This window comes from Pseudomonas yamanorum (genome assembly GCF_900105735.1).
Classification (GTDB): Bacteria; Pseudomonadota; Gammaproteobacteria; order Pseudomonadales; family Pseudomonadaceae; genus Aquipseudomonas; species Aquipseudomonas yamanorum.
In genome coordinates, this window is record NZ_LT629793.1 from 4,098,709 (window position 1) to 4,121,102 (window position 22,394).

The window sequence follows — 22,394 nt, forward strand, 5'->3', positions numbered from 1 at the left end:
AGCAGTGGAGTCTGGGCGATGAAGGCACGCATCCAATGGGCGGGCGAAGCCATGTTCCTCGGTGAGTCGGGCAGTGGCCATGTCGTGGTCATGGACGGCCCGCCGGAGGCCGGTGGCCGCAACCTGGGCGTACGCCCGATGGAAATGCTCCTGCTCGGTGTAGGCGGTTGCAGCAATTTCGACGTGGTCAGCATCCTGAAGAAGTCCCGCCAGGCGGTGGAAAGCTGCGAGGCCTTCCTGGAAGCAGAGCGTGCGACCGAAGACCCGAAGGTGTTTACCAAGATCCACATGCACTTTGTCGTCAAGGGCCGGGCGCTGAAAGAAGCTCAGGTCAAACGTGCCATCGAGCTGTCGGCGGAGAAGTACTGCTCGGCCTCGATCATGTTGGGCGCCGCAGGCGTTGCCATCACTCATGATTACGAGATCATTGAGCTGGGCTGATCGCTTATCCACAGGCAAAAAGAAAGGGCGCTTAAAGAGCGCCCTTTCTGCGTTATGCGGGATTGTCAGATGCGGTAAGTGCTCTTGGTCATGACCTTGGCCAGCAGGCTCATGCCAAATTTCACCGGTGCCGGGAAGCGGAAGCCGCCCGCGTCCAGCGCGCTTTCGGCGTGATGTTCTTCATCAATGCGCATCTGCTCAAGAATCGCCCGGGACTTTTCGTCTTCAGCCGGCAGTTGCTCAAGGTGTTCATTGAGGTGCTTGCACACCTGATGCTCGGTGGCAGCTACAAAACCCAGGCTGACTTTGTCGCTGATCAAGCCCGCTACCGCGCCGATACCAAACGATAAGCCGTAGAACAGCGGATTCAGCACGCTTGGGTGGCTGTTCAACTGGCGGATGCGTTGCTCACACCAGGCCAGGTGGTCGATTTCTTCTTCGGCGGCGTGTTCCATGGCGGCGCGCACTTGCGGCAGCTTGGCGGTCAGGGCCTGGCCTTGATACAGCGCCTGGGCACAGACTTCGCCGGTATGGTTGATGCGCATCAGGCCGGCGACGTGGCGGGTGTCGGTCTCGCTCATCTGCGCTTCGGGCTGCACGATGGCGGGCGACGGACGCTGCGGTTGGCCACTGAATGGCAACAGCGTGCGCATGGCCGTGTCGGCTTGCAGCAACAGGCGATCAATCGGCGAGTAGTGACGTTGGGTAGTCATGCTGACCTCCGGGAAGAATCTCGGCGGCCAGTTTACCGCAAGAGAGGGGGAAGCGTTTGCGCTGGGTCAAATTGCTTGTGTGGCGAGGGAGCTTGCTCCCGCTGGAGCACGCAGCGCTCCCGGTTTTGTGCGGCCGCTACGCGACCGAGCGGGAGCAAGCTCCCTCGCCACAGGTAGTGCTCAGCCCGGCGGCCAGTTCATCTGGCGCTGACCCAGCACATGCATATGGATGTGATAAACGGTCTGCCCGCCATCTTCATTGCAGTTCATCACCACGCGGAAGCCTTTTTCACAGCCTTGCTCCACCGCCAGGCGCTGGGCGGTGAACAGGATATGCCCGGCCAGTGCCTTGTCTTCCTCGGTGAGGTCGTTAAGGGTGCGGATCGGCTTTTTGGGGATCACCAGGAAATGCACGGGCGCCATTGGCGCGATGTCGTGGAAGGCCAGGACCTGGTCATCCTCGTAGATGATCTTCGCGGGTATTTCTCTGTTGATGATCTTGGTGAACAGAGTATCCACAGCTGTTTCTCCATTGTGAAAGTGCAGGGTGAGTGTACTCACGCGATCAGCGCGGGCAATAGGCCTTGTTGATCGCGCCGGCGATTTTGCGGGTCAGCCAGCGCGGGCTCAGGCGTGGGCTGAACGCCAGCCAGCGATTACGCCGGCCGGGAATGATGATGGCTTTGTTCTTGGCCAGGGCGCGCACGGTGTAGAGCGCGACTTCTTCCGGGCTCATCAGCTGTTGGCTGCGGTCCAGCTTGGCGGTGTCCATTTGTGCGGTGCCGAAGAATGCGGTGCGGGTCGGGCCCGGGCAGAGTACGGAAACCTTGATGCCGCAGGTCTTCAGTTCCTCGCGCAAGCCTTCGGAAAAGTGCAGCACGTAGGCCTTGCTGGCGTAGTAGGTGCTCATCCACGGCCCCGGCTGGAACGCGGCAACCGACGCCACGTTGAGAATCTGCCCGCCGCCGTGCAGGGCCATGGCGTTGCCGAGGGCGTGGCACATACGGGTCAGGGCCAGGATGTTGACTTCCATCAGGTCCTGTTCTGTCATCCAGTCCTGTGCCAGGAATGGGCCGCTGGTGCCGATACCGGCGCAGTTGACCAGCAGGTCGATCTGCCGCTCGCCTTCCTCAAGCTCCAGTAGAAAGCCGGAGAGCCGCAAGGGCTCGCCCAGGTCGCAGGCACGGAACAGCACTTCGACGCCGAAGCGCTGAGTCAATTCGATTGCAATGCTTTCCAACTGATCACGCTGGCGGGCCACCAGAATCAAGCTGCGGCCGCGACGGGCCAGTGCTTCGGCCAAGGCCAGGCCGATGCCGCTGGAGGCACCGGTGATCAGAGCGTAACGGGTCATGCGTTTCTCCATCGCAACGCTACCGGGCCTGTGACAGAGGCGTCACAGGCGTCGGGCGTTTTTCACTGTTGCGTAGAGTCTACAGGTTCGGCTGCGTCGTCAGCACTTTGCACATCGACTTCATCGACGGTGGTGGCCTGGTCGCTGTCGTCATCGGAGTTGATGGAGCTGCTTTCGTAGCTGCCGCCTACGTCACTTTCCAGTTGATCCAGGTAGCCGCTCATGCCCAGCATCACACCGCCGGCAAGCATCAGCGGAATGAATGCGAGCCACAGAGCGGACAGGATTTTTACGGCGGTAGAGTTGCGCGGTGGCGGCGCGCCGTACTGGTTGGCGCCGGTATTGCCCGGGAGGACCATCAGCAGGATCGGGAAGATGCTACCTACGAACGGCACCAGGTGAAGGAACCACAGCCACCCGGACCAACCCAGGTCATGCAGGCGTTGCACGGTGATCTGCACGCTGACCCATACAGCGGCTACGAGCAGGGCAATCCCCACCAGGAAGCCAATGACCATGGCAATCGTTGGAGACACCGCGGCGATGCCCAGCCCGACAGTGAAGAACACGCCTGAGATAAGGAGCATCACCACGCTCAGTACCAGTGTCCATGCCAGGAAGCGCAGGCGTCCGATACGCCCGTTGACGGTGAATACCTTGAGGGTGGAAAACTCCGGCAGGTTCTCGCCAACGGTTGCCCGGGGCGGGGCGTAAGGCGAAGCGGCGGAGCCGGCGTAATCAGTTGAGCTGCCGGAGTCCGTTTCGTGTGTTTCGGCAAGGCTGAAGGCGACGGGCTGCTCTTCTTCTATGCGCGCATCGACCCCGGCGTTTTTCAGCGCTTGCAGATAGGTCTCTGCATCGGCGCGGGAAAGGTCACGCTTCAGGGCGACCGGACGGCCGGTGAAGAGTTTTTCGATCGCTTCAACGTCGCTTTTGAACAGTTCGGCGAGATTTAGCTTGGCGGTGATGCTCTCGACACCCGGGAGCAATGCGCCATCAAACACAATCTTGAAACGGTTGTCGCTCATGCGGGCATCCTTGTCACTTGAATAAGGGGGGCTGCTTCGGTCAGCAGGCGTTACATCACGGATCAGCGTGGCCAGCGTTTAGGCAATTGTGCCGCATGCTCGAGCGCCTTGCGGTATTCGGCATCCAGGCGGGCCACGAGTTCATCGACGCTGGGCAAATCATCAATCTCACCGACGCCCTGGCCGGCGGACCACACGGTCTTCCAGGCTTTTGCTTCGTCGTTGAGTGGCTTGAGCTTGGAGCCGAAATTGACTTCACCCTTGCCTTGCAGCGCGGCGAGGTCGAAACCGGCGTTTTCCAGGCTCTGGCGCATAAAGCTTGCGGGAACACCGGAGACGGCTGGAGTGTGCACGATGTCGGCGGCGCGCGATGTGAGCAGCATCTCTTTATAGGCATCCGGGGCATGGCTTTCGGTGGTGCCGATAAAACGCGTGCCGAAATAGGCCAGGTCGGCGCCGAGCAACTGCGCCGCGAGGATCTCGTGGCCGTGGTTGAGGCAGCCAGCCAGCAGCAGTGTCTTGTCGAAGAACTGACGGATTTCTGCAATCAGCGAGAACGGGCTCCAGGTGCCGGCGTGACCACCGGCGCCCGCCGCAACGGCGATCAGGCCATCGACGCCGGCTTCAGCGGCTTTTTCGGCGTGGCGCCGGGTCGTGACATCGTGGAATACCAGGCCGCCGTAGCTATGCACCGCGTCTACCAATTCTTTCACCGCGCCCAGGCTGGTGATGACGATCGGCACCTTGTGCTCGACGCAGATCGCCAGGTCAGCTTCCACCCGCGGGTTACTGTTGTGCACGATCAGGTTGACCGCATAGGGTGCCGGGTTATCCAGCAGCGCCAGGCCCGCTTCGATTTCTTCCAGCCACGCCTTGAAGCCGCTGCTTTCCCGCTGGTTGAGGGCAGGGAAGCTGCCGACGATCCCGTTGCGGCAGCAGGCCAGCACCAGTTGCGGGTTGGAAATCAGAAACATCGGCGCGGCCACGACGGGCAGGCGCAGACTTTGTTCGAGCGAAGCGGGCAGCGACATTGGAAGTACCCCGAGTAATAGAGATTAGAACGGTTTGACCACGACCAAAATTACGATAGCCAGCAATATCAGAACTGGCACTTCATTGAACCAGCGATAAAAGACATGGCTGCGGGTGTTTTCGCCACGGGCAAAACGTTTTACCTGCGCACCGCACATGTGGTGGTAGCCAATCAGCAGTACTACCAGGGTCAACTTGGCGTGAATCCACGCCCCGGATTGAAAGATGGCCGGGTTGAGGTAGATCAGCCAGCCGCCGAACACCAGGCTGGCAATCATCGCCGGCCCCATGATGCCGCGGTAGAGCTTGCGCTCCATTACGCTGAAGCGTTCCTTGCTGACGGTGTCCTCGCTTTGCGCGTGGTAGACGAACAGGCGCGGAAGGTAGAACAGTGCGGCAAACCAGCAGACGATGCTGACGATATGGAAGGCTTTGACCCATAGATAAAGCATTTTTAGTTATTCCCAGGTTCACGGTAGCTGAAGATAGTAGTGGCTCAAGCGTCTACACGTCACGTTGACGGTTGTCGCAGGACGATACGGACCCTATTATCGACGGCTTTCCAGTGGGTTCGTTGAGGGCAGGTTTATGGTCAAGGTCGGTATCGTCGGCGGCACGGGTTACACCGGTGTCGAATTGCTGCGTCTGTTGGCTCAGCATCCGCAAGCTGAGGTGGTGGTGATCACTTCCCGATCCGAGGCCGGCCTGGCGGTGGCGGACATGTATCCGAACCTGCGAGGCCACTACGATGGCCTGGCGTTCAGCGTGCCGGACATCAAGACCCTGGGTGCCTGTGATGTGGTGTTCTTCGCCACGCCCCACGGTGTTGCCCATGCCCTGGCGGGCGAGTTGCTGGCAGCGGGCACCAAGGTGATCGATTTGTCGGCGGACTTCCGCCTGCAGGACGCCGATGAGTGGGCCAAGTGGTACGGCCAGCCTCACGGCGCGCCGGAGTTACTGGAAGAGGCGGTGTATGGCCTGCCGGAGGTCAATCGCGAGCTGATCAAACAAGCGCGCCTGATCGCCGTACCAGGTTGCTATCCAACCGCTACACAGCTGGGTTTCCTGCCATTGCTGGAAGCCGGGCTGGCGGACGCATCGCGGCTGATTGCTGACTGCAAGTCGGGTGTCAGCGGTGCTGGCCGTGGTGCTGCTGTAGGCTCGCTTTACTCCGAGACGTCGGAAAGCATGAAAGCCTATGCGGTGAAAGGTCATCGTCACTTGCCGGAAATTCGCCAGGGGCTGCGTCGCGCAGCAGGTAAAGATGTCGGCCTGACGTTTGTGCCTCACCTGACGCCGATGATCCGCGGGATCCACTCCACGCTGTATGCGACAGTCGTTGATCGTTCGGTGGACCTGCAGGCGCTGTTCGAAAAGCGTTATGCCGATGAGCCGTTCGTCGATGTGATGCCGGCGGGCAGCCACCCGGAAACCCGCAGCGTGCGTGGCGCCAACGTGTGCCGTATCGCGGTGCACCGTCCACAGGATGGTGATCTGGTGGTGGTGCTGTCGGTGATCGATAACCTGGTCAAGGGCGCCTCGGGCCAGGCTGTGCAGAACATGAACATCCTGTTTGGTCTGGATGAGAAGCTGGGCCTGTCCCATGCGGGCATGCTGCCGTAAGTTTTCTGCTATTGCGCAAAGGCCCGTTGATCGGGCCTTTCGTGTTTTTAATGGCCACTGCGCAGATTGATATACCGTAACAATAGTTGACCGCTTTTCTAGGAGAAGCGGATAATGCCCGCCATCACGCATATGGCGGCGCTACGCCGGGAGATTATCAGCATGAGCGTTGAATCCTTCACCCCCACGGCTTTGCAATTCACCCACGGTGCTGCGCACAAGGTGAAGAGCCTGGTCGATGAAGAGGGTAATGATCGCTTGAAGCTGCGCGTATTTGTTACGGGCGGCGGTTGTTCAGGGTTTCAGTACGGTTTCACCTTCGATGAAGACGTGGCCGATGACGACACCATCGTTGAGCGCGAGGGCGTAAGCCTGGTCGTCGATCCGATGAGCTTCCAGTACCTGGCAGGAGCCGAGGTGGACTATCAGGAAGGTCTGGAAGGTTCGCGCTTCGTGATCAAGAACCCGAATGCCACTACTACCTGTGGTTGCGGGTCTTCGTTCTCGATCTGATCGAAAGCGGATGTAAAAACGCCGCTTGGCCTTGATAGGGTCAAGCGGCGTTTTGCTGTGTGGGGGTCAGGCCGGGTAGATCGCGCCGAGTACCCGAAGGCCGCGGGCGCCGGTGACGCTGGGGCGGTTGGCAGCGATGCCTTCAAGGCAGCAATGGGCCAGCCAGGCGAAGGCCATGGCTTCGACCCAGTCGGGGTCCACGCCGTAAGTGGTGGTGCTGCTGACTTGGGTGGCTGGTAGCAGTGCGCTGAGGCGGCTCATCAAGGTTGCGTTATGGGCGCCGCCGCCGCAGACCAGCAGGGTTTCGGTCTGCGGTTGTGCGGTTTGCAGGGATTCGACGATGGTCAGGGCGGTCAGCTCAAGCAGTGTGGCTTGCACGTCCTGGGCTGCGAATGGCGGTAGCCGTCCCAGGTGATGCTCAAGCCATTCCAGGTTGAAGACTTCACGTCCGGTGCTTTTTGGCCCTTTGGTCACGAAGAACGGGTCGCTGAGTAACGCCTTGAGTAGCAGGGGTTCAACTTTCCCGCTGGCAGCCCACAGGCCATCGCGGTCGAAGTTCTCGCCGCGTTGCTGGTGAATCCAGGCATCCAGCAGGACGTTGCCCGGGCCGCAATCAAAGCCGGCGACTGGCTTGTCTGTCTCGATCAAGCTGAGGTTGCTGAAGCCGCCGATGTTCAGTACGGCACGGTTGCCCGTACGCTCGCCAAACAATGCCTCATGAAATGCAGGAACCAGCGGGGCGCCTTGGCCACCTGCGGCGACATCGCGGCTGCGGAAATCACTGACAACGGTGATTCCGGTCAATTCGGTGAGCAGCGCCGGATTGCCGATCTGCACGGTAAAGCCCCGGGCAGGCTCGTGGCGAATGGTTTGGCCGTGGCTGCCAATCGCTCGAATGTCCTGGGGTTTGAGTTTCTGCTGATCCAGTAGGGCGTGAATGCCTTGGGCGGCGAGTGTCACCCAGTTCTGCTGGGCAATCGCCGAACGGGCAATCTCGTCCGGGCCACTGGCGCACAGGCCAAGCAGCTCGGAACGCAGGGAGTCAGGCATAGGGATGTAATGGGTGGCAATCAGCTTGATCGCCGGTGCCAACTCGATCAGCGCAATGTCCAGGCCATCAAGGCTGGTCCCGGACATCACGCCTATATAGAGCGACATGGCTTAGCGTTTCGCCGAGGCCAGGAGGGTGGAGCGCTCCTGGTCCATGCGGGCCATGAGTGGCTGGCTCTGCTGCAGGAAGCGTGCGCGCTCGGCCTTGGCGATTGGATCAGCCATTGGCAGCTTTTGACCCAGTGGGTCGACGTGCACACCGTTGACCTGGAACTCGTAGTGCAGGTGTGGTCCGGTGGACAGGCCAGTGGTGCCGATATAGCCGATCACCTGGCCTTGCTTGACGTTGCCGCCAGTCTGGATGCCTTTAGCAAAGCCTTGCATGTGGCCATACAGCGTACGGTAGGTATTGCCGTGCTGGATGATCACAGTATTGCCGTAGCCGCCACGGCGACCGGCCAGCAAAACCTTGCCGTCACCAGCCGCCTTGATTGGCGTGCCGCGCGGAGCTGCGTAGTCGACGCCTTTATGGGCGCGAATTTTGTTCAGAATTGGATGCTTGCGACCCATCGAGAAACGCGAGCTAATACGGGCGAAGTCAACCGGAGTACGGATGAACGCCTTGCGCATGCTGTTGCCGTCGGCGGTGTAGTAGCTGCTGTTGCCTTGTTTGTTGGTGTAGCGCACGGCGGTGTAGGTCTTGCCACGGTTGGTGAACCGCGCAGAAAGGATGTTGCCGGTGCCGACGACCTTGCCGTTGGCGACCTTTTGCTCGTAGATCACGTCGAATTCGTCGCCCTGGCGAATGTCCTGGGCGAAGTCGATGTCGTAGCCAAACACGCTGGCCATGTCCATGGTCATGCTGTGGGACAACCCGGCGCGCGCGGCTGATTGGGACAACGAGCTGTTGATCACGCCGTGTACATAGGCGGAGCGCATCACTGGCTTGGTGGTGATGCGGTTGAACGCAAAGCCCTTGGCGCCTTTGGTCAGCGTGATGCTTTCCAGGTCGCTGATATTGCTGTGCAGGTTGTGCAGTTGCCCGTCGGCTGTCAATTCGAATTCAAGCTTCTGGCCATGCTTGAGTTGGGTGAACTGCTTGGCCTGCTTGTCGCTTGCCAGTACATCATTGACCGTCGCGGCTGGGAGGCCGACCTTTTCGAACAGGGTCGAAAGGGTGTCGCCTTTGGCAACAATGACTTCCCGGTGTAGCGGGTTCTTGGGGGTTTCTACCGCAGGCTTGGCCTGCGCGGTCTCTTTAGTGTCTTCGGCGCTGTTTTCAATCTGGGCAAACGGCGACTCTGTTGCGCCATTTGTGGCTTGCAGTGCGTCGGAAGCGTCTTGATCTTGTGTCAGTTGCTCAACCGGACTTTCCAGGTCAAGGCTCAGTGTCGTTCGTTTGGCTTCTACATCGCTGGAAGGAAATACCAGGAGTGCCAGGCTCAGAAGGGCGGCGATCCCACTTGCGGCGAGCAGGTGGGTCTTCGGGTAAAGCGGCGGCGCTTTAGACGGTTCTGTGGTCATAAGTAATTTTGACTTTGAAAAGATGAATTGGAAAAGATGAATGACATGATGAAGATGAAATAACTGTATAAAATATAACCAAATCATCTGTGGTGCAAGCTTGCGAACGCTGGGCTTGCTGAACGGTGTCCGTGCGCAGGGCAAAACTTGTAATTAGTCCCTGATCTTGTATGGTTGGTTCCCTTTTGAATCTGAGCCTTGCGGGTCTGTTATGAAGTCGGTTGAAGAGCAGCTAGCGCTGATCAAACGTGGTGCGGAAGAACTGTTGGTCGAAGCTGAGCTGATCGAAAAGCTCAAGCGTGGCCAGCCCCTGCGTATTAAGGCCGGCTTTGATCCGACAGCGCCGGATCTGCACCTTGGACATACGGTGCTTATTAATAAGCTGCGTCAGTTCCAGGAGTTGGGGCATCAGGTGATCTTCCTTATAGGTGACTTCACCGGGATGATTGGCGATCCGAGCGGCAAGAGCGCTACGCGTCCGCCGCTGAACCGTGAGCAGGTCCTCGATAATGCCGAGACCTACAAGACCCAGGTCTTCAAGATTCTCGATCCAGCCAAGACCGAGGTGGCATTCAACTCCACCTGGATGGATCAAATGGGGCCGGCGGATTTTATTCGTCTTACGTCCCAGTACACCGTTGCTCGCATGCTCGAGCGCGATGACTTCGATAAGCGCTACTCCACCAATCAGCCGATCGCGATCCATGAGTTCCTGTACCCGCTGGTTCAAGGGTATGACTCGGTGGCGTTGCGTGCCGATGTCGAGTTGGGCGGTACCGATCAGAAGTTCAACCTGCTGATGGGGCGTGAGCTGCAGCGTGCGTATGGGCAAGAGGCGCAGTGCATTCTGACCATGCCTTTGCTGGAGGGGTTGGATGGCGTCAAGAAGATGTCCAAGTCCTTGGGTAACTACGTTGGTATCCAGGAAGCGCCGGGTGTGATGTACGGCAAGTTGGTTTCGATTCCGGATGCACTGATGTGGCGTTACTTTGAGCTGCTGAGCTTCCGCTCGATGGATGAGATCAATGCATTGCGTGCTGAAGTGGAAGCTGGTGCGAATCCGCGGGATGTGAAGATCAAGCTGGCGGAAGAGATCGTTGCGCGCTTCCACGGCGAAGAGGCTGCTGCCAGCGCTCACCGTGCTGCGGGTAACCGTATGAAGGATGGCGAGCTGCCGGATGATCTGCCTGAGGTTGAATTGACTGCTGCCGAGGCAATGCCGATTGCTGCTGTCCTTAATAAGGCGGGCCTGGTGAAGAACTCGGCAGTGGCGCGCGACCTTCTGGGTTCTGGCGGTGTGCGTATAGATGGTGAGGTTGTTGATCGCACCTTTATATACGAGCTGGGCGCGACTCACGTTTGCCAGGCCGGCAAGAAGGCATTTGCGCGTATTACGCTTAAATCCGAATAAACCTGAAATTAACTGTTGACGGCGATTTATATCTGTCTATAATTCGCCCCACTTCCGGCGCAGTCGAAACGGAAAACTCCTTGGTAAACAAGGAGTTATGTAGGTTTCGACAGCGGGCTGCTTCAGATCATCGAAGCCCAGAAGGAGTTGATAGGGACGTGTTGTTTAGCTCTATTAACGGTTCGATCTTCTCGGTCGAAAGCGGAGAAAAAGAGGTGTTGACAGCAGCGTGTAACGCTGTAGAATTCGCCTCCCGCTAACGAGAGATCGGAAGCGCAAGTGGTTGAAGTTACAAAGGAAACTTTGAAAACTTCTGAAAATAATCACTTGACAGCAAATGAGGCTGCTGTAGAATGCGCGCCTCGGTTGAGACGAAAGATCTTAACCAACCGCTCTTTAACAACTGAATCAAGCAATTCGTGTGGGTGCTTGTGGAGTCAGACTGATAGTCAACAAGATTATCAGCATCACAAGTTACTCCGCGAGAAATCAAAGATGTAACCAACGATTGCTGAGCCAAGTTTAGGGTTTCTTAAAAACCCAAAGATGTTTGAACTGAAGAGTTTGATCATGGCTCAGATTGAACGCTGGCGGCAGGCCTAACACATGCAAGTCGAGCGGTAGAGAGAAGCTTGCTTCTCTTGAGAGCGGCGGACGGGTGAGTAATGCCTAGGAATCTGCCTGGTAGTGGGGGATAACGTTCGGAAACGGACGCTAATACCGCATACGTCCTACGGGAGAAAGCAGGGGACCTTCGGGCCTTGCGCTATCAGATGAGCCTAGGTCGGATTAGCTAGTTGGTGGGGTAATGGCTCACCAAGGCGACGATCCGTAACTGGTCTGAGAGGATGATCAGTCACACTGGAACTGAGACACGGTCCAGACTCCTACGGGAGGCAGCAGTGGGGAATATTGGACAATGGGCGAAAGCCTGATCCAGCCATGCCGCGTGTGTGAAGAAGGTCTTCGGATTGTAAAGCACTTTAAGTTGGGAGGAAGGGCAGTAAATTAATACTTTGCTGTTTTGACGTTACCGACAGAATAAGCACCGGCTAACTCTGTGCCAGCAGCCGCGGTAATACAGAGGGTGCAAGCGTTAATCGGAATTACTGGGCGTAAAGCGCGCGTAGGTGGTTCGTTAAGTTGGATGTGAAATCCCCGGGCTCAACCTGGGAACTGCATTCAAAACTGACGAGCTAGAGTATGGTAGAGGGTGGTGGAATTTCCTGTGTAGCGGTGAAATGCGTAGATATAGGAAGGAACACCAGTGGCGAAGGCGACCACCTGGACTGATACTGACACTGAGGTGCGAAAGCGTGGGGAGCAAACAGGATTAGATACCCTGGTAGTCCACGCCGTAAACGATGTCAACTAGCCGTTGGGAGCCTTGAGCTCTTAGTGGCGCAGCTAACGCATTAAGTTGACCGCCTGGGGAGTACGGCCGCAAGGTTAAAACTCAAATGAATTGACGGGGGCCCGCACAAGCGGTGGAGCATGTGGTTTAATTCGAAGCAACGCGAAGAACCTTACCAGGCCTTGACATCCAATGAACTTTCTAGAGATAGATTGGTGCCTTCGGGAACATTGAGACAGGTGCTGCATGGCTGTCGTCAGCTCGTGTCGTGAGATGTTGGGTTAAGTCCCGTAACGAGCGCAACCCTTGTCCTTAGTTACCAGCACGTAATGGTGGGCACTCTAAGGAGACTGCCGGTGACAAACCGGAGGAAGGTGGGGATGACGTCAAGTCATCATGGCCCTTACGGCCTGGGCTACACACGTGCTACAATGGTCGGTACAGAGGGTTGCCAAGCCGCGAGGTGGAGCTAATCCCAGAAAACCGATCGTAGTCCGGATCGCAGTCTGCAACTCGACTGCGTGAAGTCGGAATCGCTAGTAATCGCGAATCAGAATGTCGCGGTGAATACGTTCCCGGGCCTTGTACACACCGCCCGTCACACCATGGGAGTGGGTTGCACCAGAAGTAGCTAGTCTAACCTTCGGGAGGACGGTTACCACGGTGTGATTCATGACTGGGGTGAAGTCGTAACAAGGTAGCCGTAGGGGAACCTGCGGCTGGATCACCTCCTTAATCGACGACATCAGCTGCTCCATAAGTTCCCACACGAATTGCTTGATTCATTGAAGAAGACGATAAGAAGCAGCCCGAAATTGGGTCTGTAGCTCAGTTGGTTAGAGCGCACCCCTGATAAGGGTGAGGTCGGCAGTTCGAATCTGCCCAGACCCACCAATTTTGTGTGGGAAACGCCTGTAGAAATACGGGGCCATAGCTCAGCTGGGAGAGCGCCTGCCTTGCACGCAGGAGGTCAACGGTTCGATCCCGTTTGGCTCCACCACTACTGCTTCTGAAAGTTTTGAAAGCTTAGAAATGAGCATTCCATCGTTGTGATGGTGAATGTTGATTTCTAGTCTTTGATTAGATCGTTCTTTAAAAATTTGGGTATGTGATAGAAAGATAGACTGAACGTTACTTTCACTGGTAACGGATCAGGCTAAGGTAAAATTTGTGAGTAATTGCGAATTTTCGGCGAATGTCGTCTTCACAGTATAACCAGATTGCTTGGGGTTATATGGTCAAGTGAAGAAGCGCATACGGTGGATGCCTTGGCAGTCAGAGGCGATGAAAGACGTGGTAGCCTGCGAAAAGCTTCGGGGAGTCGGCAAACAGACTTTGATCCGGAGATGTCTGAATGGGGGAACCCAGCCATCATAAGATGGTTACCTTACACTGAATACATAGGTGTATGGAGCGAACCAGGGGAACTGAAACATCTAAGTACCCTGAGGAAAAGAAATCAACCGAGATTCCCTTAGTAGTGGCGAGCGAACGGGGACTAGCCCTTAAGTGGCTTTGAGATTAGCGGAACGCTCTGGAAAGTGCGGCCATAGTGGGTGATAGCCCTGTACGCGAAAATCTCTTAGTCATGAAATCGAGTAGGACGGAGCACGAGAAACTTTGTCTGAATATGGGGGGACCATCCTCCAAGGCTAAATACTACTGACTGACCGATAGTGAACTAGTACCGTGAGGGAAAGGCGAAAAGAACCCCGGAGAGGGGAGTGAAATAGATCCTGAAACCGTATGCGTACAAGCAGTGGGAGCAGACTTTGTTCTGTGACTGCGTACCTTTTGTATAATGGGTCAGCGACTTATTTTCAGTGGCGAGCTTAACCGAATAGGGGAGGCGTAGCGAAAGCGAGTCTTAATAGGGCGTCTAGTCGCTGGGAATAGACCCGAAACCGGGCGATCTATCCATGGGCAGGTTGAAGGTTGGGTAACACTAACTGGAGGACCGAACCGACTACCGTTGAAAAGTTAGCGGATGACCTGTGGATCGGAGTGAAAGGCTAATCAAGCTCGGAGATAGCTGGTTCTCCTCGAAAGCTATTTAGGTAGCGCCTCATGTATCACTGTAGGGGGTAGAGCACTGTTTCGGCTAGGGGGTCATCCCGACTTACCAAACCGATGCAAACTCCGAATACCTACAAGTGCCGAGCATGGGAGACACACGGCGGGTGCTAACGTCCGTCGTGAAAAGGGAAACAACCCAGACCGTCAGCTAAGGTCCCAAAGTTATGGTTAAGTGGGAAACGATGTGGGAAGGCTTAGACAGCTAGGAGGTTGGCTTAGAAGCAGCCACCCTTTAAAGAAAGCGTAATAGCTCACTAGTCGAGTCGGCCTGCGCGGAAGATGTAACGGGGCTCAAACCATACACCGAAGCTACGGGTATCACCTTCGGGTGATGCGGTAGAGGAGCGTTCTGTAAGCCTGTGAAGGTGAGTTGAGAAGCTTGCTGGAGGTATCAGAAGTGCGAATGCTGACATGAGTAACGATAATGGGTGTGAAAAACACCCACGCCGAAAGACCAAGGTTTCCTGCGCAACGTTAATCGACGCAGGGTTAGTCGGTCCCTAAGGCGAGGCTGAAAAGCGTAGTCGATGGAAAACAGGTTAATATTCCTGTACTTCTGGTTATTGCGATGGAGGGACGGAGAAGGCTAGGCCAGCTTGGCGTTGGTTGTCCAAGTTTAAGGTGGTAGGCTGGAATCTTAGGTAAATCCGGGATTCTAAGGCCGAGAGCTGATGACGAGTTATCTTTTAGATGACGAAGTGGTTGATGCCATGCTTCCAAGAAAAGCTTCTAAGCTTCAGGTAACCAGGAACCGTACCCCAAACCGACACAGGTGGTTGGGTAGAGAATACCAAGGCGCTTGAGAGAACTCGGGTGAAGGAACTAGGCAAAATGGCACCGTAACTTCGGGAGAAGGTGCGCCGGTGAGGGTGAAGGACTTGCTCCGTAAGCTCATGCCGGTCGAAGATACCAGGCCGCTGCGACTGTTTATTAAAAACACAGCACTCTGCAAACACGAAAGTGGACGTATAGGGTGTGACGCCTGCCCGGTGCCGGAAGGTTAATTGATGGGGTTAGCTAACGCGAAGCTCTTGATCGAAGCCCCGGTAAACGGCGGCCGTAACTATAACGGTCCTAAGGTAGCGAAATTCCTTGTCGGGTAAGTTCCGACCTGCACGAATGGCGTAACGATGGCGGCGCTGTCTCCACCCGAGACTCAGTGAAATTGAAATCGCTGTGAAGATGCAGTGTATCCGCGGCTAGACGGAAAGACCCCGTGAACCTTTACTATAGCTTTGCACTGGACTTTGAATTTGCTTGTGTAGGATAGGTGGGAGGCTTTGAAGCGTGGACGCCAGTTCGCGTGGAGCCAACCTTGAAATACCACCCTGGCAACTTTGAGGTTCTAACTCAGGTCCGTTATCCGGATCGAGGACAGTGTATGGTGGGTAGTTTGACTGGGGCGGTCTCCTCCTAAAGAGTAACGGAGGAGTACGAAGGTGCGCTCAGACCGGTCGGAAATCGGTCGTAGAGTATAAAGGCAAAAGCGCGCTTGACTGCGAGACAGACACGTCGAGCAGGTACGAAAGTAGGTCTTAGTGATCCGGTGGTTCTGTATGGAAGGGCCATCGCTCAACGGATAAAAGGTACTCCGGGGATAACAGGCTGATACCGCCCAAGAGTTCATATCGACGGCGGTGTTTGGCACCTCGATGTCGGCTCATCACATCCTGGGGCTGAAGCCGGTCCCAAGGGTATGGCTGTTCGCCATTTAAAGTGGTACGCGAGCTGGGTTTAGAACGTCGTGAGACAGTTCGGTCCCTATCTGCCGTGGACGTTTGAGATTTGAGAGGGGCTGCTCCTAGTACGAGAGGACCGGAGTGGACGAACCTCTGGTGTTCCGGTTGTCACGCCAGTGGCATTGCCGGGTAGCTATGTTCGGAATAGATAACCGCTGAAAGCATCTAAGCGGGAAACTAGCCTCAAGATGAGATCTCACTGGAACCTTGAGTTCCCTGAAGGGCCGTCGAAGACTACGACGTTGATAGGTTGGGTGTGTAAGCGCTGTGAGGCGTTGAGCTAACCAATACTAATTGCCCGTGAGGCTTGACCATATAACACCCAAGCAATTTGAGTCGAAAGACCAGATTGCGGTGTGTGAAGACGAAACGAACCGAAAGTTCGAATCTCACAAAACACCGAAAGCTATCACATACCCAATTTGCTGAAGCGAGGCCATCTGGTCACGACTCAGTACCCGAATTTCTTGACGACCATAGAGCATTGGAACCACCTGATCCCATCCCGAACTCAGCAGTGAAACGATGCATCGCCGATGGTAGTGTGGGGTTTCCCCATGTGAGAGTAGGTCATCGTCAAGATTAAATTCCGAAACCCCTGATTGCTAACGCAATCAGGGGTTTTGTTTTGGGCGGTCGGAAAGTATGGCGAGCGAAGACTGTCAGTGTCTTGAATGCTAAAGTCCTGCCTTTCTATGCAATGGCCTTATGCATGGCTATCATGCGTGCCTCATTGTGAGGCGAGACTTGCATGCTGACGTTGTTGAAACTTCTAAAAGATGGTCGATTCCACTCCGGGGAGGCGCTTGGTGCTGCCCTGGGCGTCAGTCGCAGTGCTGTATGGAAGCAGCTTCAGCATCTCGAGGCGGAATTGAATCTACCTATCCATAAAGTTCGCGGTAGGGGATATCAGTTGGCTACGCCCCTGGTTTTGTTGAGTGCTGATGAAATTGCTCGGCATGTACCGGTTCCTACATGGACTGTTCACATCTCAGACTCCATTGACTCTACCAATGCCGAAGCGTTGCGTCTTATCGAGGCTGGCCGCACTGCGCCATTTCTTGTGCTTTCAGAGCAGCAAACTGCCGGCAGGGGGAGGCGCGGGCGGAAGTGGGTCAGTCCTTTCGCTCAGAACGTGTATTACAGTCTCGTGCTGCGGATCGACGGCGGCATGCGTCAGTTGGAGGGTTTAAGCCTAGTAGTCGGGCTTGCAGTTATGCAGGCGCTGCGGGATGTGGGTGTGCGCAATGCTGGATTAAAGTGGCCAAATGACGTTTTGGTGGGTCAGAAAAAGATCGCCGGAATTCTCCTGGAGCTGATAGGAGATCCCGCTGATGTTTGTCATGTCGTCCTCGGTATCGGCATTAATGTGAATATGCAGAAAGCGGATGAGGTCGATCAGCAATGGACCTCCATGCAGTTGGAGACTGGCAATGCTGTCGATCGTAACTACCTGGTAGCGCGTCTTGGTGTACAGCTGCAGGCTTATCTTGATCGACACCGGTTGTCCGGCTTTTCCGCGATCCAGGGTGAGTGGGAACAGAGTCATTTATGGCAGGGCCGACCGGTATCGCTCATCGCTGGTGTGAATCAGATTGATGGAGTGGTGTTGGGGATCGATGGGCAGGGTGCGTTAAGGTTGAGTGTGGACGGTGTCGAAAAAGTATATAGCGGTGGTGAGCTAAGCCTGAGGTTGCGTGATGATTCTTGAGCTCGACTGTGGGAATAGCTTTATCAAATGGCGGGTGCTTGAGTCAGATAGTGCGCGCATCTTTGCCGAGGGCGTCGTTGGGTCGGATGCCTCGTTGATCGACAGTCTGTTCGCTCTCACGGGGCTTGCGTTGAGGGACTGTCGGCTGGTGAGTGTTCGGGCCTCGGATGAGACGAATCAGCTGGTGACTGCCCTGGTGGAAGCGTTTGGCGTGAAGGTCCTCTGTGCTGCATCGGCAAGGCAGATGGGTGGGGTTCGGAACGGGTACGAAGACTTCGAGCGCCTTGGGTTGGACCGCTGGCTCGCAATGTTGGGTGGTTTTCAATTGGCGCGGGGCGCGTGCCTGGTGCTCGATTTTGGCACTGCAGCAACAGCGGACTTCATTGCTGCGGACGGTGAGCATCTCGGAGGCTTTATTTGCCCTGGCATGCCGCTGATGCGTAATCAGTTGCGAACGCATACCCGAAAAATACGCTACGACGATATTGCCGCTGAGCGCGCCCTCGAGGCCCTGTCTCCGGGGCGTACGACCGTGGAGGCGGTAGAGCGTGGCTGTACGCTCATGCTGAGAGGGTTTGTACTGACTCAGCTGGAATTGGCTCGAAGCTACTGGGGGGGCGACTTCACTGTCTTCCTCACCGGCGGCGACGCCGAGTTGGTGTCTGACTCGGTGCCTCATGGGAGGCTCGTCCCTGATCTGGTTTTTGTTGGCTTGGCGATGGCGTGCCCTTTGTCCTGAGGTTTTTATGCGTTGGCTGTTTCTGCTTTTGCTGGTCCTCAATGTCTTCTATTACATCTGGCATCAGCAGGAGGCCCCTCTGCGCGCTAAAGATGTCACGCCTTTGGCGCTCTATCGTGGCTCTCAGCAAGATATCAGGCTGTTAAGTGAATCGGCTGATGCGATGGTGCGGCGAGACAAGGTAAAGGCGCCTGAAGTGCAGGCTACATGCCTGTACATCGGCGGCCTGTCCGATCAGAAAGAGGTCCAGTCCGTCGAGCAGCGCCTTACAAGCCTGGATATCAAGGTCAAACTGCAATCCCTGAGCCTGCCTGATGCTCAGGGATATTGGCTGCGAGTAGCGCCTGAAAGCAGGCGCTTGGCCGATGATCTGCCCTTTGAAAACCTTGCTAATGAATTCAATGAGTTAAAACATAAAATAATGCCGTGTGAAGGCATTGCAACCTTCGAATAGTTTGCATAGAATGGCGCCCGCTTCGCAGTGAAGACCTCTAGGGTCGACAAGGTGAAGCGAAGGTCAACGCAGCTAACCTCATATTTTTTAATGAGAAAGTGGTTGACAGAAGGCTGGCATGATGTAGAATGCCGGCTCGCTTAGGAGGGGTTCCCGAGCGGCCAAAGGGATCAGACTGTAAATCTGACGTCTACGACTTCGAAGGTTCGAATCCTTCCCCCTCCACCATTTTAGCGTGAGCTGCAAGCTCCGCGGGTATAGTTTAGTGGTAGAACCTCAGCCTTCCAAGCTGATGATGCGGGTTCGATTCCCGCTACCCGCTCCAAGTTTGCAGGTTGTGCAAGTTGTTTCGCTCTTGTAGCTCAGTTGGTAGAGCACACCCTTGGTAAGGGTGAGGTCAGCGGTTCAAATCCGCTCAAGAGCTCCATATAACAAGGCAGATATGAAAATATCTGCCTTTGTTTTAACAGCTACCTCTGATTGATTCTGTCCTCTCTCGATGTCTTTGTTTGAGGTGGTTCAAGGTTCGAAGGGGTTTGTTGTTGTAAAGTCTTTTTCAGATCGGCATAATTGTCGGCCTGATTTTGTTTTAGGTCAGTAGCTCAATTGGCAGAGCGACGGTCTCCAAAACCGTAGGTTGGGGGTTCGATTCCCTCCTGACCTGCCAGATTCACTTGGTGTGTCTGGCTTTCTTTTCACAGGATCTTCATAGATGACTCCTAAGGCTGAAGCTCAAGGCTCTCGCTTCGATCTGCTCAAGTGGCTTGTAGTAGTCGCTGTAGTGGTTGTAGGCGTTGTTGGCAACCAGTACTACTCTGGGTCGCCAATCCTGTACCGTGTCCTCGCATTGCTCGCCCTCGCTGCTGTCGCTGCCTTTGTTGGCCTGCAGACTGCAAAAGGCAAGTCGTTTGCGGTCCTGGTGAAGGAAGCTCGTACCGAGATCCGTAAAGTCGTTTGGCCGACTCGCCAAGAAACCACGCAGACCACGTTGATCGTGGTAGCTGTTGTTCTGGTTATGGCGTTGCTGTTGTGGGGGCTTGATTCCCTGCTCGGCTGGCTTGTTTCCTTGATTGTTGGCTAAGGGTGTCCCGTGGCTAAGCGTTGGTACGTTGTGCATGCTTACTCGGGTTACGAGAAGCATGTCATGCGCTCTTTGCTAGAGCGCGTAAAGCTGGCAGGCATGGAAGATGGCTTCGGCGAAATTCTGGTTCCCACTGAAGAAGTGGTTGAAATGCGTAATGGCCAGAAACGCAAAAGCGAGCGCAAGTTCTTCCCTGGCTACGTGCTGGTTCAAATGGACATGAATGAGGGTACTTGGCACTTGGTCAAGGACACTCCTCGCGTCATGGGTTTCATCGGCGGTACCGCTGATAAGCCTGCTCCGATCACTGACAAAGAGGCAGAAGCAATTCTGCGCCGCGTTGCTGACGGTAGCGACAAGCCCAAGCCGAAGACGTTGTTCGAGCCGGGTGAGGTTGTTCGTGTTACAGATGGTCCGTTTGCAGATTTTAACGGCACTGTCGAAGAAGTTAACTACGAAAAGAGCCGGATCCAAGTGGCAGTGCTCATTTTCGGTCGCTCTACTCCGGTAGAGCTAGAGTTCAGCCAGGTCGAAAAAGTCTAGCTGAGCAAGCATCCCAACCCCGCAGCCTTAGGCTGTGGGGTTTTGTCGTCACTGGGATAAACGCGCAAGTAACCGGGGAGCCTTTCGAGGCGTTCGAACCCGTAATTGGAGTGCCTCATGGCCAAGAAGATTACCGCTTACATCAAGCTGCAAGTGAAGGCCGCTCAGGCCAACCCAAGCCCACCTGTTGGTCCAGCTCTGGGTCAGCACGGCGTGAACATCATGGAATTCTGCAAGGCCTTCAACGCCCGTACTCAGGGTATTGAACCAGGTCTGCCGACTCCAGTGATCATCACTGTATACAGCGACCGTAGCTTCACCTTCGAAACCAAGTCGACCCCGGCTTCGGTTCTGTTGAAGAAAGCTGCTGGTCTGATTAGCGGTTCCGCTCGTCCTAACACCGTTAAGGTTGGCACCGTGACCCGTGCTCAGCTGGAAGAAATCGCGAAAACCAAAAACGCGGATCTGACTGCAGCTGATATGGATGCAGCCGTGCGTACCATCGCCGGTTCTGCTCGTAGCATGGGCCTTAACGTGGAGGGTGTGTAATGGCTAAGCTGACCAAGCGCCAAAAGGCTATCGCCGGCAAAATCGAAGCGGGCAAGTCCTACAACTTTGTAGACGCTGCTGCTCTGCTGACCGAGCTGTCGACTGTCAAGTTCAGCGAGTCTGTTGACGTTGCTGTAAACCTGGGCGTTGACCCACGTAAATCCGACCAGGTCGTTCGTAGCGCTACTGTGCTGCCACACGGTACTGGCAAGACTGTACGTGTAGCTGTCTTCACCCAAGGCCCAGCAGCTGAAGCTGCTCTGGCCGCCGGCGCTGATCGCGTTGGCATGGACGACCTGGCTGCCGAAATGAAAGGCGGCGACCTGAACTATGACGTCGTAATTGCTTCCCCGGATGCAATGCGCGTTGTAGGTCAGTTGGGTCAGATCCTTGGTCCACGTGGTCTGATGCCTAACCCTAAAGTCGGCACCGTAACTCCAGACGTAGCTACCGCGGTTAAAAACGCCAAGGCTGGTCAGGTTCGTTATCGCACCGACAAAAACGGCATCATTCACACCTCCGTTGGCAAAGTCGGCTTTGATGCCGTCAAGCTGAAGGAAAACGTTGAAGCCCTGATCGCTGATCTGAAGCGTATCAAGCCAGCTTCCTCGAAAGGTATCTACGTCAAGCGCGTTACCCTGAGCACCACTATGGGCCCAGGTCTGGTCATCGACCAAGGCTCGCTGGACGTATAAGACACAAATTGGCGCAAGTAATTGCGCCAATTGAAAGATTGGGGTCCCTGCCTGGCGGGGGCTATCCAAGACCGTAGGCGACGCAAGTCTTAAACCACAAGCCTACGCAGATGGTGCTCCCGGTTCCTTACCGAATCAGACACCAAAACGACATCCGGCCTAGGCCAGATGAAACGGTAACAAGCAGGAGTTAAACCCGTGGCAATTAATCTCGAAGACAAGAAGGCCATCGTCGCTGAAGTCAACGAGGCTGCCAAAGCTGCTCTGTCCGCTGTCGTGGCTGATGCCCGTGGTGTGACAGTAGGCGCTATGACCGGACTCCGTAAAGAGGCTCGTGAAGCTGGCGTATACGTACGTGTTGTACGTAACACCCTGCTCAAGCGCGCTGTTGCTGACACTGAATACAGTGTCCTCAACGACGTGTTCACCGGCCCGACTCTGATCGCGTTCTCCAAAGAACATCCAGGCGCTGCTGCCCGTTTGTTCAAAGAATTCGCCAAGAGTCAGGATAAGTTCGAGATCAAGGCAGCTGCGTTCGAGGGCAAGTTCCTCGCAGCTAACCAAATCGACGTACTGGCAACACTGCCGACCCGTAACGAAGCTATTTCTCAGCTGATGAGCGTGATTCAAGGCGCTACCAGCAAGTTGGCTCGTACTCTGGCCGCAGTTCGCGAGCAAAAAGAAGCTGCCGCAGCCTAAGGCTGAGCATCTCCTCTCGCGTATTTTTGTTTATTTCGATGGCCGCGTAGGCCGTCCCCCAATTC

General features: G+C 55.7%; 20 protein-coding genes, 6 tRNA genes and 3 rRNA genes. 21 read left to right on the top strand and 8 right to left on the bottom strand.

Going from position 1 to position 22,394, the window contains the following annotated elements:
* Positions 1-18 precede the first annotated feature (18 nt).
* The gene (locus BLU46_RS19250; RefSeq protein WP_005792019.1) at positions 19-441 is read left to right on the top strand and encodes an OsmC family protein; all 423 of its coding nucleotides are present in this window, start codon (positions 19-21) and stop codon (positions 439-441) included.
* A 65-nt stretch (positions 442-506) separates the two neighbouring features.
* On the opposite strand, the gene coq7 is transcribed toward BLU46_RS19250, so the two are convergent.
* From coq7 to hemJ, 6 genes are all read right to left on the bottom strand, one after another.
* Complete coding sequence (gene coq7 / locus BLU46_RS19255; protein WP_017476331.1) at positions 507-1,154, bottom strand: 2-polyprenyl-3-methyl-6-methoxy-1,4-benzoquinone monooxygenase; 648 nt, start codon at positions 1,152-1,154, stop codon at positions 507-509.
* Positions 1,155-1,334: 180 nt separating this feature from the next.
* Positions 1,335-1,673, bottom strand: a complete 339-nt coding sequence (locus tag BLU46_RS19260; RefSeq protein WP_003210943.1) for a histidine triad nucleotide-binding protein — start codon at positions 1,671-1,673, stop codon at positions 1,335-1,337.
* A 46-nt stretch (positions 1,674-1,719) separates the two neighbouring features.
* The gene (locus BLU46_RS19265; RefSeq protein ID WP_010167219.1) at positions 1,720-2,508 is read right to left on the bottom strand and encodes an SDR family NAD(P)-dependent oxidoreductase; all 789 of its coding nucleotides are present in this window, start codon (positions 2,506-2,508) and stop codon (positions 1,720-1,722) included.
* Positions 2,509-2,570: 62 nt separating this feature from the next.
* On the bottom strand, positions 2,571-3,536 hold the full coding sequence (locus tag BLU46_RS19270) for a DUF805 domain-containing protein (protein ID WP_093204499.1): 966 nt from the start codon (positions 3,534-3,536) through the stop codon (positions 2,571-2,573).
* Positions 3,537-3,598: 62 nt separating this feature from the next.
* Complete coding sequence (locus tag BLU46_RS19275; protein WP_093204504.1) at positions 3,599-4,567, bottom strand: NAD(P)H-dependent flavin oxidoreductase; 969 nt, start codon at positions 4,565-4,567, stop codon at positions 3,599-3,601.
* A gap of 24 nt (positions 4,568-4,591) precedes the next feature.
* Positions 4,592-5,020 carry a protoporphyrinogen oxidase HemJ gene (hemJ, locus tag BLU46_RS19280; RefSeq protein WP_017476328.1) on the bottom strand — a complete coding sequence of 143 codons (429 nt, stop codon included), beginning with the start codon at positions 5,018-5,020 and terminating at the stop codon, positions 4,592-4,594.
* Positions 5,021-5,156: 136 nt separating this feature from the next.
* On the opposite strand from hemJ, the gene argC reads away from it, so the two are divergent.
* Both argC and erpA read left to right on the top strand, forming a co-directional pair.
* Positions 5,157-6,191 carry an N-acetyl-gamma-glutamyl-phosphate reductase gene (gene argC, locus BLU46_RS19285; RefSeq protein WP_093204507.1) on the top strand — a complete coding sequence of 345 codons (1,035 nt, stop codon included), beginning with the start codon at positions 5,157-5,159 and terminating at the stop codon, positions 6,189-6,191.
* A 162-nt stretch (positions 6,192-6,353) separates the two neighbouring features.
* Positions 6,354-6,704, top strand: coding sequence for an iron-sulfur cluster insertion protein ErpA (erpA, locus tag BLU46_RS19290; RefSeq protein WP_003176443.1), 351 nt, complete (start codon positions 6,354-6,356; stop codon positions 6,702-6,704).
* 66 nt (positions 6,705-6,770) lie between these two features.
* On the opposite strand, the gene BLU46_RS19295 is transcribed toward erpA, so the two are convergent.
* The gene (locus tag BLU46_RS19295) at positions 6,771-7,862 is read right to left on the bottom strand and encodes an anhydro-N-acetylmuramic acid kinase (RefSeq protein WP_093204510.1); all 1,092 of its coding nucleotides are present in this window, start codon (positions 7,860-7,862) and stop codon (positions 6,771-6,773) included.
* A 3-nt stretch (positions 7,863-7,865) separates the two neighbouring features.
* Positions 7,866-9,278 carry a peptidoglycan DD-metalloendopeptidase family protein gene (locus BLU46_RS19300; RefSeq protein ID WP_093204514.1) on the bottom strand — a complete coding sequence of 471 codons (1,413 nt, stop codon included), beginning with the start codon at positions 9,276-9,278 and terminating at the stop codon, positions 7,866-7,868.
* Positions 9,279-9,489: 211 nt separating this feature from the next.
* Between BLU46_RS19300 and tyrS the strand changes: the two genes are divergently transcribed.
* From tyrS to rplJ, 18 genes are all read left to right on the top strand, one after another.
* Complete coding sequence (tyrS, locus tag BLU46_RS19305) at positions 9,490-10,689, top strand: tyrosine--tRNA ligase (protein WP_093204518.1); 1,200 nt, start codon at positions 9,490-9,492, stop codon at positions 10,687-10,689.
* 552 nt (positions 10,690-11,241) lie between these two features.
* Positions 11,242-12,778, top strand: a 16S ribosomal RNA gene (locus tag BLU46_RS19315).
* A gap of 82 nt (positions 12,779-12,860) precedes the next feature.
* Positions 12,861-12,937: transfer RNA gene (locus tag BLU46_RS19320), tRNA-Ile, on the top strand.
* A gap of 30 nt (positions 12,938-12,967) precedes the next feature.
* Positions 12,968-13,043: transfer RNA gene (locus BLU46_RS19325), tRNA-Ala, on the top strand.
* A 236-nt stretch (positions 13,044-13,279) separates the two neighbouring features.
* Positions 13,280-16,173, top strand: a 23S ribosomal RNA gene (locus BLU46_RS19330).
* A 151-nt stretch (positions 16,174-16,324) separates the two neighbouring features.
* Positions 16,325-16,440: ribosomal RNA gene (gene rrf / locus BLU46_RS19335) — 5S ribosomal RNA — on the top strand.
* The 16S, 23S and 5S rRNA genes sit together here with 2 tRNA genes alongside, the layout of an rRNA operon.
* A gap of 169 nt (positions 16,441-16,609) precedes the next feature.
* Positions 16,610-17,569 carry a bifunctional biotin--[acetyl-CoA-carboxylase] ligase/biotin operon repressor BirA gene (birA, locus tag BLU46_RS19340; protein ID WP_063026811.1) on the top strand — a complete coding sequence of 320 codons (960 nt, stop codon included), beginning with the start codon at positions 16,610-16,612 and terminating at the stop codon, positions 17,567-17,569.
* Entirely contained in the window at positions 17,559-18,308 is a 750-nt protein-coding gene (locus BLU46_RS19345) for a pantothenate kinase (RefSeq protein ID WP_093204522.1), read from the top strand. The genes birA and BLU46_RS19345 overlap by 11 nt, the downstream gene beginning before the upstream one ends.
* A gap of 7 nt (positions 18,309-18,315) precedes the next feature.
* A complete protein-coding gene (locus BLU46_RS19350) occupies positions 18,316-18,762 on the top strand; it encodes a hypothetical protein (protein WP_093204527.1) in 447 nt (148 codons plus the stop codon).
* A 143-nt stretch (positions 18,763-18,905) separates the two neighbouring features.
* Positions 18,906-18,990: transfer RNA gene (locus BLU46_RS19355), tRNA-Tyr, on the top strand.
* Positions 18,991-19,013: 23 nt separating this feature from the next.
* Positions 19,014-19,087 (top strand) — tRNA-Gly (locus tag BLU46_RS19360).
* Between the two features lie 26 nt (positions 19,088-19,113).
* Positions 19,114-19,189: transfer RNA gene (locus BLU46_RS19365), tRNA-Thr, on the top strand.
* A gap of 164 nt (positions 19,190-19,353) precedes the next feature.
* Positions 19,354-19,429, top strand: a tRNA-Trp gene (locus BLU46_RS19370).
* Positions 19,430-19,474: 45 nt separating this feature from the next.
* Positions 19,475-19,843, top strand: coding sequence for a preprotein translocase subunit SecE (gene secE, locus BLU46_RS19375; protein WP_003210099.1), 369 nt, complete (start codon positions 19,475-19,477; stop codon positions 19,841-19,843).
* 9 nt (positions 19,844-19,852) lie between these two features.
* Positions 19,853-20,386: a transcription termination/antitermination protein NusG gene (gene nusG / locus BLU46_RS19380; protein WP_003176436.1), complete on the top strand. Its 534-nt coding sequence runs from the start codon at positions 19,853-19,855 to the stop codon at positions 20,384-20,386.
* Between the two features lie 117 nt (positions 20,387-20,503).
* A complete protein-coding gene (rplK, locus tag BLU46_RS19385) occupies positions 20,504-20,935 on the top strand; it encodes a 50S ribosomal protein L11 (protein WP_093204532.1) in 432 nt (143 codons plus the stop codon).
* Positions 20,935-21,630, top strand: coding sequence for a 50S ribosomal protein L1 (rplA, locus tag BLU46_RS19390; protein WP_003176434.1), 696 nt, complete (start codon positions 20,935-20,937; stop codon positions 21,628-21,630). The genes rplK and rplA overlap by 1 nt, the downstream gene beginning before the upstream one ends.
* 198 nt (positions 21,631-21,828) lie before the next feature.
* Complete coding sequence (rplJ, locus tag BLU46_RS19395; RefSeq protein ID WP_010174464.1) at positions 21,829-22,329, top strand: 50S ribosomal protein L10; 501 nt, start codon at positions 21,829-21,831, stop codon at positions 22,327-22,329.
* Positions 22,330-22,394 lie beyond the last annotated feature (65 nt).